The sequence below is a fragment of the Sphingopyxis sp. GW821-FHT12F08 genome (assembly GCF_058806755.1).
On record NZ_JBXAQA010000001.1, the window covers coordinates 416,331 to 433,995 of the forward strand.

Below are 17,665 nucleotides of genomic sequence, written 5' to 3' on the forward strand. Positions count from 1 at the left end.
CGCAAGGCTTCGAGCCCCCACCCCAACCCCTCCCCTGAAGGGGAGGGGCTTGCACCGCCCCTCGCTTTTTGAGCCCCCAGCGACTATATGACCCGCATGTACGACTATGTTTCCGTAACCACCGCCGACACCGGCGCGCCCACCCCCGTCCGCGACGGCACGATCAAGCTGCACGACGAGGCGGGCTTTGTCGGCATGCGCAAGGCCGGCCGGCTGTCGGCCGAAATCCTCGACGCGCTCGTTCCCTTCGTCCAGCCCGGGGTGACCACCGCGGCGATCGACGACCTGGTCCGCACGATGATGCTCGACGGCGGCGGCATCCCTGCGACGCTCGGCTATCGCGGTTTCACGCACAGCTGCTGCACCAGCATCAACCATGTCGTCTGCCACGGCATCCCCGACGACAAGCCGGTGCGCGAGGGCGACATCGTCAACATCGACGTCACGACGATCATCGATGGTTGGCACGGCGACACCAGCCGCATGTATCTGGTCGGCGATGTGCCGATCAAGGCGAAGCGGCTGGTCGAGGTCACCTATGAATGCCTGATGCGCGGCATCGAGCAGGCGAAGCCCGGCAACCGCATGGGCGACGTCGCCCACGCGATCCAGACCCACGCCGAAAAGCACCGCTATTCGGTCGTCCGCGACTTCTGCGGCCACGGCCTCGGCCAGATGTTCCACGACGCACCCGAGGTGGTCCACGCCGGACGCCCCGGCACCGGGCCGGAACTCCGCCCCGGCATGTTCTTCACGATCGAACCGATGATCAACACCGGCAAATATGCGGTGAAGATGCTCGCCGACGGCTGGACCGCGGTGACCCGCGACCGCAGCCTCTCGGCGCAGTTCGAACACAGCATCGGCATCACCGAAACCGGCTGCGAAATCTTCACCGCCAGCCCCAAGGGCCTGAACGCGCCGCCTTGGACCTGATTCCTTCTCCCTTGATGGGAGAAGGATACGAAGCCTTATCGCGGAGCGATTAGGCAAAGTTGGATGAGGGTGATGGCGCGTCCCTGCACCGATATCTCCGACCGAGAGTTCACCCTCACCGCAGCGGCTAGCGAACAGGTTCGCAAGTCTCGCTGCCTCCCCCATCAAGGGGGAGGGATCAATCGCCCCCCCTCCCTCCACCCCCCATTTTCCCGCTTGCGCCCCCGCCCCTTCGCGCGCAGTCTTGACGTTAACGTCAAGCATAGGCGTCGAACGGGAGAGCATGGGATGGCGAAACGGGTCTTTTCGGCTGCGCTGCTGGGCTGCGCGGCTTTGGCATTGGCTTCATGCAACGCATCGAAGAATGAGAGCATCTCGGGCGGCGCTTCGCTCGACGACGCGGAGAAAGCCAGCGAGACCCTGCTCAAGACCGGCGGCAACGGCGACGACTGGGGCGCGATCGGTTTCAGCTACGACGAACAGCGCTTCAGCCCGCTCAAGGACATCGACGTGTCCAACGTCGGCCAGCTCGGCATCGCCTGGACCGCCGACCTCGACGATGCGCGCGGACAGGAAGCGACCCCCGTGGTCGTCGACGGCGTGATGTACGTCAGCCACGCCTGGTCGAAAGTGTCCGCCTGGGACGCCGCGACGGGCAAATTGCTCTGGAAATTCGATCCCAAGGTCCCCGGCGAGCGTGCGGTCCACGCGTGCTGCGACGTCGTCAACCGCGGTGTCGCGGTGTGGGGCGACAAACTCTTCGTCGGCGCGCTCGACGGCCGGCTGATCGCGCTCGACAAGAAGACCGGGACCGAGGTCTGGTCGACCCAGACCTTCGACGCCGAGCGGCCTTTCACCATCACAGGCGCGCCGCGCGTGGTGAAGGACATGGTGCTGATCGGCAATGGCGGCGCCGAGTTCGGGGTGCGCGGCTATGTCACGGCTTACGACGCCGACACCGGCAAGGAACGCTGGCGCTTCTACACCGCGCCCAATCCGAAGAAGGAAAAGGACGGCGCGGCGAGCGACGACATCTTCGCCAGCAAGGCCAATGCGACATGGTCGGACAAGGGCGAGTGGCAGACCTCGGGCGGCGGCGGCACCGTGTGGGACGCGATCGTTTACGACAAGGATCTCGACCAGGTCTATCTGGGCGTCGGCAACGGCAATCCGTGGAACCACGGCACGCGCTCGAACGGCGAAGGCGACAACTGGTTCCTCTCCTCGGTGGTCGCGCTCGACGCCTCGACCGGCGCGTATAAATGGCATTATCAGGAAACCCCGGGCGAGACCTGGGACTATACCGCGACCCAGCCGATCATTCTCGCCGAACAGCAAGTCGACGGCAAACCGACCAAGGTGCTGTACCACGCGCCGAAGAACGGCTTCTTCTTCACGATCAACCGCAACGACGGCAAGCTGATCGACGCCAAGCCCTTCGTCGACGGGATCAACTGGGCAACGGGTTACGATATGGCGACCGGGCGCCCGATCGAGACCCCGGACGCGCGCTTCTACAAGACCGGCAAGCCCTTCATCGCAATCCCCGGCGCATTGGGCGCGCATAACTGGCACCCGATGAGCTATAATCCGGCGACCGGGCTCGTCTATATCCCCGCGCAGCAGATTCCACAGGGCTATCTCAACGACATGACCGAGCTCGACAAGCGCAAGGTCGTCGGTTTCAACATCGGCACCACGCTGACCGGCACGATGCTGCCCGACGACAAGGCGGCCTTCCGCGCCGCAGTCGCGGCGACCACCGGGCGGCTCGTCGCCTTCGACCCGCGGACGGGCAAGGTCGCGTGGAGCGTCGCGCATCCCGCCGCATGGAACGGCGGCACGATGACCACCGCGGGCAACCTCGTCTTTCAAGGCACGAGCACCGGCCGTTTCCGCGCCTATACCGCCGATACGGGCAAGCAATTGCTCGACATCGACATGCAGTCGGGGATCGTCAGCGCGCCCTCGACCTTCCGCGTCGGCGGCGTGCAGTACGTCGCCTTCATGACCAGCAAGGGCGGCGCCTTTCCGCTCGTCGCCGGGGTCGCGGGCGGGGTGACGCGCAAGGTGCCCAACATCCCGCGCCTCGTCGTGCTCAAGCTCGGCGGCACCGGCAAGCTTCCCGCGCCGCCCGTCGCGACCACGCTCGCCTGGAACCCGCCGCCGCAGTTCGGCACCGCGGCGCAGGTCGCCGCAGGCAAGGCGCATTTCGGGCGCTATTGCATCGTCTGCCACGGCGACAGCGCGATCGGCAACGGCTTCACCCCCGACCTCCGCGTCTCGGGCACGCTCGCCAACGCCGATGCGTGGAAGGGCGTGGTGCTGGAGGGCATGCTCAAGGACCGCGGCATGGTGAGCTTCGCCAACGTCCTCACCCCCGCCGATGCCGAGGCGCTGCGCGCCTATGTCATCGACCGCTCGAACTGGACCAAGGCGAACCTCGCCGACAGCGCGGCGCCGATGGGGCGCTGATATGCCGCTTTTTTAGGCACCAACACCACGCCACTGCTCACCCCTTGGGCAGCGGCGCAATTTGCTTTCAAAATTCTTACCGGAAGCTTGCGATTCGGCAATTGGCACGGCTTTTGATTGGTGCAACATGACGGGGCCTCGCAGCGACTCATAGGTGGGTGCGAACCGGACAGGCGGGCCTGATCCGGCTCTGGCTGCAGGCATCGATAATAGCCCAGTGGGGGACTAGACGCGTGAAGAAGATTGAGGCGATCATCAAGCCATTCAAGCTCGACGAAGTGAAGGAAGCGCTGCACGAAGTCGGCGTCAGCGGCATCACCGTGACCGAGGCCAAGGGTTTCGGCCGCCAGAAGGGCCACACCGAACTCTATCGCGGCGCCGAATATGTCGTCGACTTCCTGCCCAAGGTGAAGCTCGAGGTGATCGTCGAGGATTCGATGGCCGAGCGCGTGGTCGAGGCGATCGCCGCCGCCGCGCAGACCGGCCGCATCGGCGACGGCAAGATCTTCGTCATTCCGGTCGAGACCGCGCTGCGCATCCGCACCGGCGAACGCAACGAGGACGCGCTCTAGGCGCACCGGCACTCCCCAACCTGTTCAACAAGACCCCGGGTCGCCCCGGACAACATCGCAAGAAGGAAGTTCAGACCATGGCTACGAAGCCCAAGGACATCATCGCACGCATCAAGGACAATGACATCGAGTGGGTGGACCTGCGCTTCACCGATCCCAAGGGCAAGTGGCAGCATCTGACCATGTGCGCCGGCGTGATCGACGAGGACGCGCTCGAGGACGGCCTGATGTTCGACGGCTCGTCGATCGAAGGCTGGAAGGCGATCAACGAGTCCGACATGATCCTCAAGCCCGATCTCGACGCGGTTTATGACGATCCCTTCTCGGCCACCCCGATGATGGTGATCTTCTGCGACATCGTCGAGCCGTCGACCGGCGAAGGCTATGCCCGCGATCCGCGCACGACCGCGAAGCGCGCCGAGGCCTATGTCGCCTCGACCGGCGTCGGCGACACCGTCTATGTCGGCCCCGAAGCCGAATTCTTCATGTTCGACGACGTCCGTTTCGAAACCGGCTACAACAAGTCGGGCTTCGAGATCGACGACATCGAGTTGCCGACCAACACCGGCCGCAGCTACGAAGGCGGCAACCTCGGCCACCGGCCGCGCGCCAAGGGCGGCTATTTCCCCGTCGCGCCGGTCGACAGCGCGGTCGACATCCGCGCCGAGATGGTCTCGACGATGCTCGAAATGGGCCTGCCCTGCGACAAGCATCACCATGAGGTTGCCGCCGCGCAGCATGAGCTTGGCCTCACCTTCGGCACGCTGACCGAAACCGCCGACCGCATGCAGATCTACAAATATGTCGTGCATCAGGTCGCCCATGCTTACGGCAAGACCGCGACCTTCATGCCCAAGCCGATCAAGGACGACAACGGCAGCGGGATGCATACCCACATCTCGATCTGGGAAAAGGGCAAGCCGCTCTTCGCCGGCAACGGCTATGCCGGCCTCAGCGACATGTGCCTCTATTTCATCGGCGGCGTCGTCAAGCATGCCAAGGCATTGAACGCCTTCACCAACCCGACGACGAACAGCTACAAGCGCCTCGTCCCCGGCTTCGAAGCCCCGGTGCTGCTCGCCTATTCGAGCCGCAACCGGTCGGCCTCGTGCCGCATCCCCTATGGCGCGGGCGCCAAGGCGAAGCGCGTCGAGTTCCGCTTCCCCGACGCGATGGCCAACCCCTATCTCTGCTATTCGGCGCTGCTGATGGCGGGCCTCGACGGCATCGCGAACAAGATCCACCCGGGCGACCCGATGGACAAGAATCTCTACGACCTGCCGCCCGAGGAGCTCGCCGAAGTCCCGACCGTCTGCGGTAGCCTCCGCGAAGCGCTCGACAGCCTGCTCGCCGACCACGACTTCCTGCTCAAGGGCGACGTGTTCACCAAGGACCAGATCGAGGCCTATGTCGAACTGAAGTGGGACGAGGTCTACCGCGTCGAACAGACCCCGAGCCCGGTCGAGTTCGACATGTATTACAGCGCCTGATCCTTCGGGTCAGCGCCGCGGTGAAGGGCGTCCGGTCTGGGGGGACCGGGCGCCCTTTTCGTTTTTGGTGGGATGGGGTGAGCCCCAAAGCCCTCTCCCCTTCAGGGGAGAGGATAGCTGAGCTTGCTCCGTCAGGAGCTAGCGAAGCTTGGAGAGGGAGAAAAACGCCAGCGCAGCAAACCCCTCTCAACTCCGGCTAGCCGGTAAACCGGCAAGCCTGCATATCTCTCCCCTGAAGGGGAGAGAGCGGGGTCGACCTACTCCCGCACCCCAGCACTTCTATCGCGAATCTCCTTGAACTCGGACCCAGCCTTCCACCCCGGCCATTTCGCCGACCGCGCCAGCTCATCGCCGATGCCGTAGAACAGCGCGATATCCTGCACCGCGCCATCGAGGTTCCAGCTCTTGTCCCACGCATCGCACGCCTGATGGTAGCAGCGGCCGGTATAGTCATCGACCCAGCGCTGCCCCGCCGCCTTACCGCCCTCGACGAGATCGGAAGCGCCCGCGATGCCCATCATCAGCAGGACCGGCACCCCGCGCTTCGCCATCGAGAAATGGTCGGCGCGGTAGAAGAGCCCGCGTTCGGGCAGGCTCTCGACCGACACCGTCCGCCCCTGCGTCGCGGCGTGCCGCGCCAGATCGTCCTCGAGGCTGCCCTGCCCCTTGCCGACGAGGATCACGTCCCTCGCGCGACCCGCGGTCTGCAAGATATCGAGCCCCAGGTTGGCGACCGTCTTCTCGACCGGAAACAGCGGGTTCTGCGCATAGGCCTCCGACCCCAGCAGCCCGCGCTCCTCGGCGGTCCAGAAGGCGAAAACCAGGCTGCGTTCGGGCGGCGGCGCGGCCTTGAACAGGCGTGCGATCTCGAACAGCCCTGCGACGCCGAGCGCATCGTCATTGGCCCCGGCGCGATAGATGCGCCCCTGCTCGTCGGGCTTGCCCTCGCCATAGGCATCCCAGTGCGCGCCGTACATCACCACCTCGTCGGCGCGCGTCGTGCCGGGGATTTTGGCGAGCACGTTCTGGCTCCGCACCACCGCCTGCTGCACCGGGATCTCGGCGGTGAGCGCCACGCCGGGCAGCGCGACCGGCTTGAAATCCTTGCGCCGCGCCGCGACGCGCAGCTTGTCGAGGTTCAGCCCCGCGCCCGCGAACAGATTGTCCGCGACGTCGTGCGCGACCCAGCCCTGCAGCTGCAGCGAGGTCCGCTTTTCGGGCGGCACGACGAGTCCGTAATTTTCGCCGGCGGGGGCCTTGACGACGTTCCAGCCGTATCCGACCCCCTCGGTGTCGTGAACGATCAGCGCGGCGATCGCACCGCGGCGCGACGCTTCCTCGAACTTGTATGTCCAGCGGCCGTAATAGGTCATCGTCTTGCCGCCGAACCGGCCCGCGACGGGCTCGCGCGCCGCGGCCGAAAAATCGGGATCGTTGATCAGGAAGACCGCGACCTTGCCCTTGAGGTCGACGCCCTTGAAATCGTCCCAGCCGCGCTCGGGCGCGCTGACGCCATAGCCGACGAAGACCAAGGGCGCCGCCGCGACCGCCGCGGTATCGACCGGCTGCAGCGTCGAGAGATAGATGTCGGTGCCGAAGCTCAGCGGCTGCGCCGTGCCGCCGCGTTCGAACTGCAGCTTCGCGGGCGTGCCGAGCCGCGTGCGCAGCAACGGCACGGGCTGCGTCCAGCCGCCGCCCGTCCCCGCGGGCTCGAGCCCCAGCGCTTCGAGCCGCCCGATCAGATAACCGACCGTCCGCTCCTCGCCGACGGTCCCCGGCGCGCGGCCCTGGAACTGGTCGGAAGCGAGCGTGCGCACGGTTTCGGTGAGGTTGGCGGCGGAAATGGCGGGTATTTCTTGTGCGGCGGCGGGCGCAATAGCGACGAGCGCCGTGGCGAGGAGGGCGGTGCGGTGGAGCGGCATGATGGGGTTCCCGGTTGGTGTTTGCGGCAAGCGTAGCGGCGGCAAGCGCTGATCGCCAGCGCGGGGTTGGCTTTGGAGTGCGGAGCGGACGCTCTTAATCCTCCCTGTCGCGAAGCGATGGGGAGGGGGACCGCCGCGAAGCGGTGGTGGAGGGGCGGCGCGGCCTTGAACCGACGCTTATGGCATCGGCCCCTCCACCGCCTTCGGCGGTCCCCCTCCCCACGGCTGCGCCGCAGGGAGGATTACGATCGCCCCCCGCCCGAAAGCCGCCACCTCCCCCCAAAATCCTATTTCGTCACCCACCCCCACGAAACCCCTTTCCTAATTTATTCCGCCATGCTCCATACTGTCGGATGACCGATCCGACTCCCGCCCCCGGCACCCCCGCCCGCCTCCTCGAAGGCAGCATCCTGGCTTTCACCCCCGCTGCGCAGCAACGGCGCCGGGCCGACGGCTGGACGCCGCTGACGCAGGAACGTTTCATCCGCGCGCTCGAGGCGATGGGGTCGGTCGGCGCCGCGGCGAAGGCGGTCGGCATGAGCCGGCGCTCGGCGTACAAGCTGCGGGGTCGCGACGATGCCGACAGTTTCGCCTGCGCCTGGGACCAGGCGCTCGATCTCGGCCGCGGCCGGATGTTCGACTATGCGATGGAGCGCGCGCTGAACGGCGTCACCACCGTGCGCATCTTCCGCGGCGGCGCGGTCGACATCAACTGCGGCCCGAACATGGGCCTCGTCAACGCCGCGATCCGCGAACCGGCCGCGCCCGCTAAGGGCACAAAGGTAACAAAATAGTCGCGCACGACCGGGGAACTTTGTGACCTTAAGGCGCCAAGGGGCTTGATCGACCCTTATTCTTTTTTTGCAGCGACCCGGCCGCAAAGACATTGGTAACGCCCATGATCCAAGCTAGATGAGGGCGATCAGGGGGAGTTTCATTTCGTGCGTCAATTTGCCGTTCTTCTGGCCGCCTCGGCCCTCGCGCTCGGCGCGCCCGCCTTTGCCGCCGACACCCCGGGCTATGGCGCGCCGGCCGCGTGGGTCGTGCCGCATGCCGGGCCGCTCCCCGCGGGCGACGCCGCGACGCCCTGGCTGCTCAGCGACGAACAGATATTGATCGAGGCCGACAAGCGCTCAACCTTCACCGACCACGCCTTTCGTATCGCCTCGACCGACGCGCTGCGCAACTGGAGCGATCTGCAGTTCGTGTGGCAGCCTGACCGCGACGACCTGATCGTCCACAAGCTGGAGATCGTGCGCGGCGGCGCCACGATCGACCTGCTCGCGCAGGGCCTCAAGCTCACCGTGCTCCGCCGCGAAAAGGATTTCGAGCAGAAGGCGATCGACGGCCTGCTCACCGCGACCGCGCCGATCGAGGATCTGCGCGTCGGCGACACGGTGCGCTTTTCGGTGACGATCGTCGAACGCAGCGACGTGCTCGCGGGCAATGGCGAGGCCTTTGCCGATATCCAGGCGAAACCCGCGGCGATCGCGCAGGGGTCGCTGCGCGTGCTGTGGCCCAAGGCGCTGCCGGTGAAGTGGAAGGCGTTCGGCAAGGGTGTCGCCCCGGTCGAGACCGACAAGGGCGCGTATCACATCCTCACCCAGGCGCAGCCGGTGATCAAGCAGGACGAGATGCCGCAGGACGCGCCGCTGCGCTATCGCCGCCCGCCCGGTCTCGAATTCTCGACCTTCGCCAGCTGGACCGACCTGTCGCGCACCGTCGCGGCACTTTACGCAACGACGGGCACGGTCAAGGACGGCGGCACGCTCGCCGCCGCGATCGACAAGATCGCCGCCGCGAAGAGTGATCCCAAGGCGCGCGCCGCCGCCGCGCTCGCCTTCGTCCAGAACGAGATCCGCTATCTCTACAACGGGCTCGCCAACGGCAATTATGTCCCGCAAAGCCCCGAGGCGACCTGGTCGCTGCGCTATGGCGACTGCAAGGCGAAGACCTTGCTGCTGCTCGCGGTGCTCGATCGCCTCGGCGTCGCCGCGCAGCCGACGCTCGTCCATTCGACGCTCGGCGACGCGCTGCCCGACCGGCTGCCGACGCTCGGCGCCTTCGACCATGTCGTCGTCCAGGCCGTGATCGACGGGACCGACTATTGGCTCGACGGCACCACCGCGGGCACGCATGTCGAGGATCTCGCCGACGTCCCGCCCTTCCGCCACGCGCTGCCGCTGACCAGCGCGGGCGCCGACCTCGCCGCGCTGCCGGTGCGGCGCCCGGCGCGTCCCGACATGACCGTCAGCATCGCCTATGACCAGTCGGCGGGCACCGCCTTCCCGCCCTTGTTTGACATGGCGTTCACGATGCGCGGCGAGATGGCGACGCGCATGGCGAGCATGGGCGCGCAGGCGACCCCCGAGCAGCTGCGCGAGCTGGCGCAGGGCGCGCTCGGCGATTTCGTCAACAACGGCCAGATCCACACGCGCTCGATCGCGGTCGACGAGGCCGCGGGCACCGCGACGATCCGCGCGTCGGGCATCGGCAACCTGCCGTGGGTCCGCGACGAGCAGCGTCCTTATGTGAAGCTCGACGGGCTGGTCGGCGATTTCGAGGTCAGCGCCGACCGCAGCCGCGCGGCGTGGCGCAGCATCCCCGTCACGGGCGGCCAGCCCAGCCTGATCGTCCGCGAAATCAGCCTGAAGCTGCCGCGCGCCGACGGCTTCGCGATGGAGGGCGACGCCAAGGCCGACCTGATGATCGCGGGCATCGGGATGCAGCGCGACGCAAAGCTTGCCGGGAATATGCTCGAACAGCGCGAGACGATCTGGACCACCGGCCGCGAGGTCGCGGTCGACCAGTTGCCCGCCGCGCGCGCGCAGACCGCCGCCGCCAAGCAGCGCGAGTTCCGCCTGCGCGCGCCCGCCGGCTTCCCCTCGCGCACCGAGGAGATCGCCGAGGCGAAGAAGGCGAAGCGCCTCGCCCCGCTGCTCGCCGCCTATCAGAAGGCGATCGACGACGCACCCGAGGAAGCCAACGGCTATCTCAACCGCGCCGCCTTCTACGGCGGCGTCTTCGAGCCCAGGGCCGCGATCGCCGACCTAAGCGAGGCGCTCAAGCGCGAGGCCGACGCCGCGACCTATCTGCGCCGCGCCGACCTCTATTTCGACACAGGCGACTTCAAGGCGTCGCTCGCCGATACCGACGAGGTGCTCGCACTCGACCCGGGGTCGGAAAGCGCGCTCGACTACAAAATCCGTCTGCTCGCCGAGCTCGAGCAATATGACGATTCGCTTGCGCTCAATGACGAGCAGATCGCATCGGCGAAGGACAAGCGCGGCTGGGTCGCGCTCAAGGCCGAAACGCTCGGCAAGGCGGGGCGCGCCGCGGAAGGCGCGGCGCTGCTCACCGAGGCGCTCGCCGAGCGGCCGGGCGACCCGGGCCTGCTCAACGGCCTCTGCTGGCTCAAGGGCACGCGGTCGTTCGCGCTCGAATCGGCGCTCAAGGATTGCACCCGCGCGATCGAGCTCACCGACGATCCGGCGGCGGTGCTCGACAGCCGCGCGATGGTCTTCTTCCGCCTCGGCCGGATGGAGGAGGCGCGTGCCGACCTCGACGCCGCGCTCAAGATCAGCCCGAACATGCCGGGCTCGCTCTATATGCGCGGCATCGTCAAGCTGCGCGGCGACGACCGCGCGGGCGGCCAGGCCGATCTCGCGCTCGCACGGCTGCAGGCGGCGCGGATCGACGCCGAATATTCGGGCTTCGGGATCACGCCCTGAGCGTTTAGCGCACCATCATCCCGCGCTTGGCGACCGCGACGAAGCTGCCCGCGATCAGCGACACCGCGAGCACCGCGATGACGTCGAGCGGCCCAAGCGGCGCGTTCCAGCCGAGCGCGTCGAACGCGGCCCAGGGGAGCAGCACCGCGGCGGCGATCAGGAACGCCCAGGACGCGCCCTCGAGCCCCAGCTGGCGGTCGAACTCGTCGTAGGAGCGCATCCAGTAATAGGAGAGCAGGCTGGCGACGATCAGGATCGCCAGCGCCGCGAGCGCGGCGCCCGGGGCGACGATCCCGCCCGGAAAATCGGGGGTCCGCGCGAGCGCGAGCAGCAGCAGCGTGACCCCGATCCAGCCCATGTAGAGCGCCGAGCTCAAGAGCTTCGGCCGGTCGTCGATCAGTTCCTCGGCGTCGCCCACATTGAGCACCTTCGCCCCGGCGCGCGGTGCCGCGAGCCCGAAGCCGACCATCGCGGCGATCAGCACGAAGACCAGCCCGATGCCGCCGAGCACGATCCGCGAGGACCCCATTGCGACCAGCATGCCGTCGCCGGCCAGCCACATCGCGAGCGACACCGCGCCCGCGCCCACCGCGGCGCCGATCAGCGCGCTGACCCCGGCCTTCTTCCACTTGCGCTTCCGGTCCTCGGTCGTTGCCGTGCTCATCCTTCGTCCTCCGGCTTCCAGTCGTCGATAAACAGCGCGCGCACCTCGAGCCCGAACAGGCCCGCCATGCGCAGCGCGAGCGGCAGGCTGGGGTCATATTTGTCGGTCTCGACCGCGTTGATCGTCTGCCGCGAGACGCGCAGCCGCCGGGCCAGCTCGCCCTGGCTCCACCCCGCCGCCTCGCGATATTCGCGCACCCGGTTTTCCAACCTTCGCTCCCTTGCCTGTCAAGAGCTCTTTACAGGTTGCTGGAGGCGCCTGTCAAACATTCTTTACAAGGCGCACTTACGCTTTCGTAAGGCGGCACTGCTAGGACGCGGGCGGGATTTGCGGAGGACGGGGTGATGATGCGCAAGATGATGATCGCGGCGGCGCTGCTGCTCGCCGGCTGCGGCCAGGGCGCGAGCGAGCTGGTCAGCCAGACCAAAACCGTCGCGGCGCCGCGCGAACAGGTGTTCGCCAAGATGTTCGGCGACGACCATGAGACCGGCCTGCCCCTGGTCACCAACGGCGGATCGACGCGGCTCTACGAACTGGTGGTCGAAAAGGACGATCCCGAATGGGCATCGGTCGCGCCGCGCGAGCGCCCCGAGGCCTATAAGGTCAAATTCACAGTGGCGATGGAAATCCCGCGCGAGACGCACATCCTCTACAGCGTCGACGACGGCGCGCTGTCGACCGGGCTCAAATTCACCTTCGAGGAGCTGGCGGCGAACAAGACGCGCGTCGCCTTCACCGTCGACGAGATGAGCGGCCACGACACCAAGGGGCTGACCGTCAATACGCTCAAGATGCATGCGATCGCGCGCCAGGCGCTGAACAAGCTCGACGATTTCGAAGAGGTGAAGGAACCCGCCTGACGCGGGCTTGCGGCGCGCGGCATCGCGCGCCACTATGGAGTTCCCCCCTCAGGAGCTCCTTCATGAAATCGCTGTCGCTTGCCGCCCTCCTCGCCGCTTCGCTCACGCTCGCCCCCGCGGCGGAGGCCAAGCTCTCGAAGGCCGAAGCCGCGATGGCGAAGACCGTGGCCGCCGAACAGGACCGCTCGATCGCGCTGCTCGAAAGGCTGGTCAACCAGAACAGCGGTTCGCTGAACCTCGAGGGGGTCGAGAAGGTCGGCGCGATGATGCGCGCCGAGCTCGAACCGCTGGGTTTCGAGGTGACGTGGAAACCGATGCCCGAAACCAAACGCGCCGGCCACCTGATCGCGGTGCACAAGGGCAAGCCCGAGACCAAGCGCCTGCTGCTGATCGCGCATCTCGACACGGTGTTCGAGCCCGATTCGCCCTTCCAGACCTTTATGCGCAAGGGCGACAAGGGCGAAGGCCCCGGTGCGGGCGACGACAAGGGCGGGATGGTCGTCATCGTCGCCGCGCTCCGCGCGATGCAGGCGGCGGGCACGCTCAAGGACGCCAATATCGAAATCCACATGACCGGCGACGAGGAAGACGCCGGCGACCCGATCGAAAAGGCACGCGCCGACCTGATCGACGCGAGCAGGCGCAGCGACGTCGCGCTCGATTTCGAGGGTCTCGTCCGCGACAAGGACGCCGACATGGGATCGGTCGCGCGGCGCTCGTCGGACAGCTGGACCGTCACCGCGACGGGCAAGTCGGCGCACAGCTCGGGCATCTTCAGCGCCGCGGCGGGCGACGGCGCGATCTACGAGCTGGCGCGCATCATCGCGCGCTTCCGCACCGAGCTGCCCGAACCCAACCTGACCTTCAACGTCGGGCTGATCGCGGGCGGGCAAGACGCCGTGCTCGACGCAGGCGGCATACGCGCGACCGCCAGCGGCAAGACCAACATCATCGCGCCGATCGCGATCGCGCGCGGCGACCTGCGCGCGCTGTCGCCCGAACAGATCGAGCGGGTGAAGGCCAAGATGGCGGCGATCGTCGCCGAACATACGCCGCTGACCGACGCCAAGCTGAGCTTCGACCCCGGCGGCTATCCCTCGATGGCGCCGACCGACGGCAACCGTGCGCTGCTGGCGAAGCTCAACGGCGTGAACCGCGACCTCGGGCTCGCGGAAATGGCGCCGCTCGATCCGCTGAAGCGCGGCGCGGGCGACATCAGCTTCGTCGCCGCCGACGTCGACGGGCTCGCGGGGCTCGGCCCCTATTCGACCGGCGACCACGCCCCGGGCGAAGCGGTCGACCTGCCGAGCATCGGGCGCCAGGCGACACGCGCTGCCATATTGATGTCACGTCTCGCGGCTGAAAAGCGCTGAGGTCGACGAATATAACGCCCGGCCGCGCTTGATTCATTCGCCGCCGTGATTAGGTAGCATTCCGATACGCATCCGGAACCGCCGATGGGAGAGAGAAAATGAGCAGCTTCGAAACGCACCTGAAACAAAATTACATCGGCGGCCAGTGGGTCGACAGCCAGGGCGGCAAGGAACATCAGGTCATCAGCCCCTCGACCGAGGAAGCGACGACGACGATCGTGCTCGGCACCGCCGCCGACGTCGATGCCGCGGTTGCGGCCGCCAAGGAAGCGTTCAAGACCTTTTCGCAGACCACGCGCGAGGAACGGCTCGAGCTGCTCGGCCGCATCGTCGAGGAATATAAGAAGCGCATCCCCGACCTCGCGAAATCGATGGCCGCCGAAATGGGCGCGCCGGTCAGCTTCGCCGCCGCAGCGCAGGCGCCCGCCGGGCTCGGCGGTTTCTTCGGCACCATCGCGGCTCTCAAGGACTTCCAGTTCACCGAACAGCATGGCGCGAACACCATCGTCTATGAGCCGATCGGCGTCGTCGGCATGATCACGCCGTGGAACTGGCCGCTCAACCAGATCGCGCTGAAGGTTGCCCCCGCGCTCGCCGGCGGCAACTGCATGGTGCTGAAGCCCAGCGAGGAATGCCCCGGCAATGCGACGATCTTTGCCGAAATCCTCGACGCCGCGGGCGTCCCCCCGGGCGTGTTCAACCTGGTGCAGGGCGACGGCCCGACCGTCGGCAATGCGATCTCGTCGCACCCCGGCATCGAGATGGTGAGCTTCACCGGATCGACCCGCGCGGGCATCCTCGTCGCCAAGGCGGCGGCCGACACGGTCAAGCGCGTCCATCAGGAACTCGGCGGCAAGTCGCCGAACATCGTGCTGCCCGGCGCCGACCTTGCCGCGGTGCTGCCCCCGACGGTGTCGGGCGTGCTGGTCAACACCGGTCAAAGCTGCATCGCCCCGACGCGCATCCTGGTCCAGAAGGACGAGGCGCAGGCCGCGGTCGGCGTGATCAAGGCAATGTTCGACGGCACCGCGGTGGGCGATCCGCTGAGCGAGGGCGCGCATATCGGCCCGGTGGTCAACAAGGCGCAGTTCGACAAGATCCAGGGGCTGATCCAGTCGGCGATCGACGAAGGCGCGACGCTCGAGACCGGCGGCACCGGCCTGCCCGCCAACGTCAACCGCGGCTATTATATCAAGCCGACGGTCTTCTCGGGCGTCACCCCCGACATGCGCATCGCCAAGGAGGAAGTGTTCGGCCCCGTCGCGACGGTCATGGCCTATGACACGCTCGACGAGGCGGTCGCGGTCGCCAACGACACCGAATATGGCCTGTCGGCGGTGATCTCGGGCGACCCGTCCGAAGCCGCGAAGGTCGCACCCAAGCTGCGCGCGGGCATGGTCGCGGTGAACAATTGGGGCCCTGCCCCCGGCGCGCCGTTCGGCGGCTACAAGGCCTCGGGCAACGGCCGCGAGGGCGGACTGTTCGGGCTGAAGGACTTCATGGAAGTCAAAGCCATCAGCGGCATCCCGGCCTGATCCTTAAAGCCCCTCCTCTTTAGGGGAGGGGTTGGGGTGGTGGACTTCGGCGCCGGCGCCTGACGGCAAATACCACCCCGCTGCGACTAGGGCGCAAGCGCCCAAGTCTCGCTGCCCCTCCTCTAAAGAGGAGGGGTTTTGCGTTGGAGGAAGAGCCGCTACACGCACCCCATCATGACCACGCGCTCCCCGCTCGCCCCTGCCGTCTTCCCCACACTCCCCGCTATCGCCGGGGTGACGCTCCGCGTTGCGCGCGCGCGGTACAAGGAATGGGATCGCTGCGACCTCGCCTATGTCGAGCTGGCGCCCGGCACCGCGGTCGCGGGCGTGTTCACGCGCAACATCTGCTGCTCGTCCGAGGTCGAGATCGGGCGCGAGCAGGTCAAGGACGGCGCGGGGCGCGCGCTGATCGTCAATGCCGGCAACAGCAATGCCTTCACCGGCTATCGCGGACGCGAGGCGGTCGAGCAGATCATGGCGCAGGTCTCCGCCCACCTCGGCTGCGCGCCAAGCGACGTCTTCGTCAGCTCGACCGGCGTCATCGGCGTGCCGCTGCCCAAGGACAAGGCGCGCGCGGGGGTCGACGCCGCGCTGACCGCCATGCCCTGTTCGTGGGAGGCGGCGGCCGAGACCATCGGCACCACCGACACCTTCGCCAAGGGTTCGGGCGCCAGCGCCATCATCGGCGACCGCACGGTCCACGTCGCGGGCATCGTCAAGGGATCGGGGATGATCGCCCCCGACATGGCGACGATGCTCGGTTACATCTTTACCGACGCCGCGGTCGCGCCCGCGCTGTTGCAGGAAATGCTGAGCGAGACGACCGGCACCAGCTTCAACAGCATCACCGTCGACAGCGACACCTCGACCAGCGACACGGTGCTGCTCTTCGCGACCGGACAGGCGGGCAATCCAGTGCTTCAATCGTGGGACGACGCCGGCGCCGATGCGCTCTACGCGGCGATCCGGCAGGTGTCGCTCGACCTCGCGCACCAGGTCGTGCGCGACGGCGAGGGCGCGTCGAAATTCATCGAGATCCAGGTCAGCGGCGCGGCCGACGACCATAGCGCCAAGCGCGTCGCGCTCGCCATCGCCAACTCGCCGCTGGTCAAGACCGCGATCGCGGGCGAGGACGCGAACTGGGGCCGCGTCGTGATGGCGGTGGGCAAGGCAGGCGAACCCGCCGACCGCGACCGCCTCGCGATCCGCTTCGGCGACCATTGGGTCGCCAAGCAGGGCCTGCCCGTCGACGGCTATGACGAGGCCCCCGTCGCAGCGCACCTCAAGGGGCTCGAAGTCCGCATCGGCGCCGACCTAGGCCTCGGCGACGGCCGCGCGACCGTGTGGACCTGCGACCTGACGCACGGCTATATCAGCATCAACGCCGACTATCGGAGCTGAGAGCGATCTGCTAGGCGGCGACCGCGTGCTACTTGATGCGCGTCAACCACAGGAGGCTGTCATGGCATATGAACAAGACTTCGCCGACCTGCCGTGCTTTCGAGCCTAGTTCGAAGCGACGCAAAGGTTATCCATCGGAAACGCAGGTCAAGCGGGGACATCGCTTCGTTCACGGCGATGTCGAGCTGATCGAGAAACTCGGCCGCAAGGACCCATGTCCCTGCGGCTCGGGCCGGAGGTTTCCGCGCCTGTTGCCTGACTTCGGGCCGGTTTCGACGGTTCGGAGCGGCACGACTATTGGCGTGACTGACCGGTAGAAAGCCCCCGGCGCCGACGATCCGGCGCCGGGGCGACGGATCAGAGCGCGCTTTCGAGCCAGCCCTTGAGCGCGCTCTTGGGCGCGGCGCCGACCTTGGTGTCGGCGATCTCGCCGTTCTTGAACAGGATCATCGTCGGAATGCCGCGCACGCCATATTTGCCCGGCGCGCCCGGATGGTCGTCGATGTTGAGCTTGGCGATCACCACCTTGCCCGCGAGCTCGTCCGAAATCTCTTCGAGCGCGGGGCCGATCATCTTGCACGGACCGCACCATTCGGCCCAGAAATCGACGAGGACGGGGGTGTCGCTGTCGAGGACGTCGCTCTGGAAGCTGGCGTCGGTAATCGCTTTGGTACCCATGGAAGGTCTCCTGAAATTCTGCTTAGCT

15 protein-coding genes are annotated in these 17,665 nt (G+C 67.1%); 11 read left to right on the top strand and 4 right to left on the bottom strand.

Going from position 1 to position 17,665, the window contains the following annotated elements:
* Positions 1–96 precede the first annotated feature (96 nt).
* The 4 genes from map to glnA all read left to right on the top strand — a co-directional run bounded on the left by map (position 97) and on the right by glnA (position 5,473).
* The gene (gene map, locus AC1RNQ_RS02065) at positions 97–936 is read left to right on the top strand and encodes a type I methionyl aminopeptidase (RefSeq protein WP_493169387.1); all 840 of its coding nucleotides are present in this window, start codon (positions 97–99) and stop codon (positions 934–936) included.
* A gap of 288 nt (positions 937–1,224) precedes the next feature.
* Entirely contained in the window at positions 1,225–3,411 is a 2,187-nt protein-coding gene (locus AC1RNQ_RS02070; RefSeq protein WP_493168534.1) for a PQQ-dependent dehydrogenase, methanol/ethanol family, read from the top strand.
* Between the two features lie 233 nt (positions 3,412–3,644).
* A complete protein-coding gene (locus AC1RNQ_RS02075; RefSeq protein ID WP_037518110.1) occupies positions 3,645–3,983 on the top strand; it encodes a P-II family nitrogen regulator in 339 nt (112 codons plus the stop codon).
* A 77-nt stretch (positions 3,984–4,060) separates the two neighbouring features.
* Positions 4,061–5,473, top strand: coding sequence for a type I glutamate--ammonia ligase (gene glnA / locus AC1RNQ_RS02080; RefSeq protein ID WP_493168537.1), 1,413 nt, complete (start codon positions 4,061–4,063; stop codon positions 5,471–5,473).
* Between the two features lie 257 nt (positions 5,474–5,730).
* On the opposite strand, the gene AC1RNQ_RS02085 is transcribed toward glnA, so the two are convergent.
* A complete protein-coding gene (locus AC1RNQ_RS02085) occupies positions 5,731–7,395 on the bottom strand; it encodes a M20/M25/M40 family metallo-hydrolase (protein WP_493168539.1) in 1,665 nt (554 codons plus the stop codon).
* A 353-nt stretch (positions 7,396–7,748) separates the two neighbouring features.
* Between AC1RNQ_RS02085 and AC1RNQ_RS02090 the strand changes: the two genes are divergently transcribed.
* Positions 7,749–8,189 carry a hypothetical protein gene (locus AC1RNQ_RS02090; RefSeq protein ID WP_493168541.1) on the top strand — a complete coding sequence of 147 codons (441 nt, stop codon included), beginning with the start codon at positions 7,749–7,751 and terminating at the stop codon, positions 8,187–8,189.
* 147 nt (positions 8,190–8,336) lie between these two features.
* Positions 8,337–11,126: a DUF3857 domain-containing protein gene (locus tag AC1RNQ_RS02095; RefSeq protein ID WP_493168542.1), complete on the top strand. Its 2,790-nt coding sequence runs from the start codon at positions 8,337–8,339 to the stop codon at positions 11,124–11,126.
* A gap of 4 nt (positions 11,127–11,130) precedes the next feature.
* On the opposite strand, the gene AC1RNQ_RS02100 is transcribed toward AC1RNQ_RS02095, so the two are convergent.
* Together AC1RNQ_RS02100 and AC1RNQ_RS02105 are read right to left on the bottom strand one after the other, a co-directional pair.
* Positions 11,131–11,790 carry a hypothetical protein gene (locus AC1RNQ_RS02100; protein WP_493168543.1) on the bottom strand — a complete coding sequence of 220 codons (660 nt, stop codon included), beginning with the start codon at positions 11,788–11,790 and terminating at the stop codon, positions 11,131–11,133.
* Positions 11,787–11,999 (bottom strand): helix-turn-helix transcriptional regulator, encoded by a 213-nt coding sequence (locus AC1RNQ_RS02105; RefSeq protein ID WP_493168545.1) that lies wholly within the window; start codon positions 11,997–11,999, stop codon positions 11,787–11,789. Before AC1RNQ_RS02105 ends, AC1RNQ_RS02100 begins: the two co-directional genes overlap by 4 nt.
* 135 nt (positions 12,000–12,134) lie before the next feature.
* Between AC1RNQ_RS02105 and AC1RNQ_RS02110 the strand changes: the two genes are divergently transcribed.
* The 5 genes from AC1RNQ_RS02110 (at position 12,135) to AC1RNQ_RS02130 (ending at position 17,276) form a co-directional block, all read left to right on the top strand.
* The gene (locus AC1RNQ_RS02110) at positions 12,135–12,650 is read left to right on the top strand and encodes a hypothetical protein (protein WP_493168547.1); all 516 of its coding nucleotides are present in this window, start codon (positions 12,135–12,137) and stop codon (positions 12,648–12,650) included.
* Positions 12,651–12,712: 62 nt separating this feature from the next.
* Positions 12,713–14,023, top strand: a complete 1,311-nt coding sequence (locus AC1RNQ_RS02115) for a M20/M25/M40 family metallo-hydrolase (RefSeq protein WP_493168549.1) — start codon at positions 12,713–12,715, stop codon at positions 14,021–14,023.
* 98 nt (positions 14,024–14,121) lie between these two features.
* A complete protein-coding gene (locus AC1RNQ_RS02120; RefSeq protein ID WP_493168551.1) occupies positions 14,122–15,558 on the top strand; it encodes an aldehyde dehydrogenase family protein in 1,437 nt (478 codons plus the stop codon).
* A gap of 174 nt (positions 15,559–15,732) precedes the next feature.
* On the top strand, positions 15,733–16,959 hold the full coding sequence (gene argJ / locus AC1RNQ_RS02125) for a bifunctional glutamate N-acetyltransferase/amino-acid acetyltransferase ArgJ (RefSeq protein WP_493168552.1): 1,227 nt from the start codon (positions 15,733–15,735) through the stop codon (positions 16,957–16,959).
* 68 nt (positions 16,960–17,027) lie between these two features.
* On the top strand, positions 17,028–17,276 hold the full coding sequence (locus AC1RNQ_RS02130; RefSeq protein WP_493168553.1) for an SEC-C metal-binding domain-containing protein: 249 nt from the start codon (positions 17,028–17,030) through the stop codon (positions 17,274–17,276).
* A 40-nt stretch (positions 17,277–17,316) separates the two neighbouring features.
* Here the strand turns inward: AC1RNQ_RS02130 and trxA are convergent, their stop codons facing one another.
* Positions 17,317–17,637 carry a thioredoxin TrxA gene (gene trxA, locus AC1RNQ_RS02135; RefSeq protein ID WP_493168555.1) on the bottom strand — a complete coding sequence of 107 codons (321 nt, stop codon included), beginning with the start codon at positions 17,635–17,637 and terminating at the stop codon, positions 17,317–17,319.
* Positions 17,638–17,665 lie beyond the last annotated feature (28 nt).

Excerpts from the sequence above, each read along its gene's own strand:
- argJ (WP_493168552.1), top strand. The coding sequence starts at position 15,733 with ATGACCACGCGCTCCCCGCTCGCCCCTGCCGTCTTCCCCACACTCCCC.
- AC1RNQ_RS02085 (WP_493168539.1), bottom strand. The coding sequence starts at position 7,395 with ATGCCGCTCCACCGCACCGCCCTCCTCGCCACGGCGCTCGTCGCTATT.
- AC1RNQ_RS02070 (WP_493168534.1), top strand. The coding sequence starts at position 1,225 with ATGGCGAAACGGGTCTTTTCGGCTGCGCTGCTGGGCTGCGCGGCTTTG.
- AC1RNQ_RS02100 (WP_493168543.1), bottom strand. The coding sequence starts at position 11,790 with ATGAGCACGGCAACGACCGAGGACCGGAAGCGCAAGTGGAAGAAGGCC.
- map (WP_493169387.1), top strand. The coding sequence starts at position 97 with ATGTACGACTATGTTTCCGTAACCACCGCCGACACCGGCGCGCCCACC.
- AC1RNQ_RS02130 (WP_493168553.1), top strand. The coding sequence starts at position 17,028 with ATGAACAAGACTTCGCCGACCTGCCGTGCTTTCGAGCCTAGTTCGAAG.
- AC1RNQ_RS02110 (WP_493168547.1), top strand. The coding sequence starts at position 12,135 with ATGATGCGCAAGATGATGATCGCGGCGGCGCTGCTGCTCGCCGGCTGC.
- AC1RNQ_RS02115 (WP_493168549.1), top strand. The coding sequence starts at position 12,713 with ATGAAATCGCTGTCGCTTGCCGCCCTCCTCGCCGCTTCGCTCACGCTC.
- trxA (WP_493168555.1), bottom strand. The coding sequence starts at position 17,637 with ATGGGTACCAAAGCGATTACCGACGCCAGCTTCCAGAGCGACGTCCTC.
- glnA (WP_493168537.1), top strand. The coding sequence starts at position 4,061 with ATGGCTACGAAGCCCAAGGACATCATCGCACGCATCAAGGACAATGAC.
- AC1RNQ_RS02090 (WP_493168541.1), top strand. The coding sequence starts at position 7,749 with ATGACCGATCCGACTCCCGCCCCCGGCACCCCCGCCCGCCTCCTCGAA.
- AC1RNQ_RS02120 (WP_493168551.1), top strand. The coding sequence starts at position 14,122 with ATGAGCAGCTTCGAAACGCACCTGAAACAAAATTACATCGGCGGCCAG.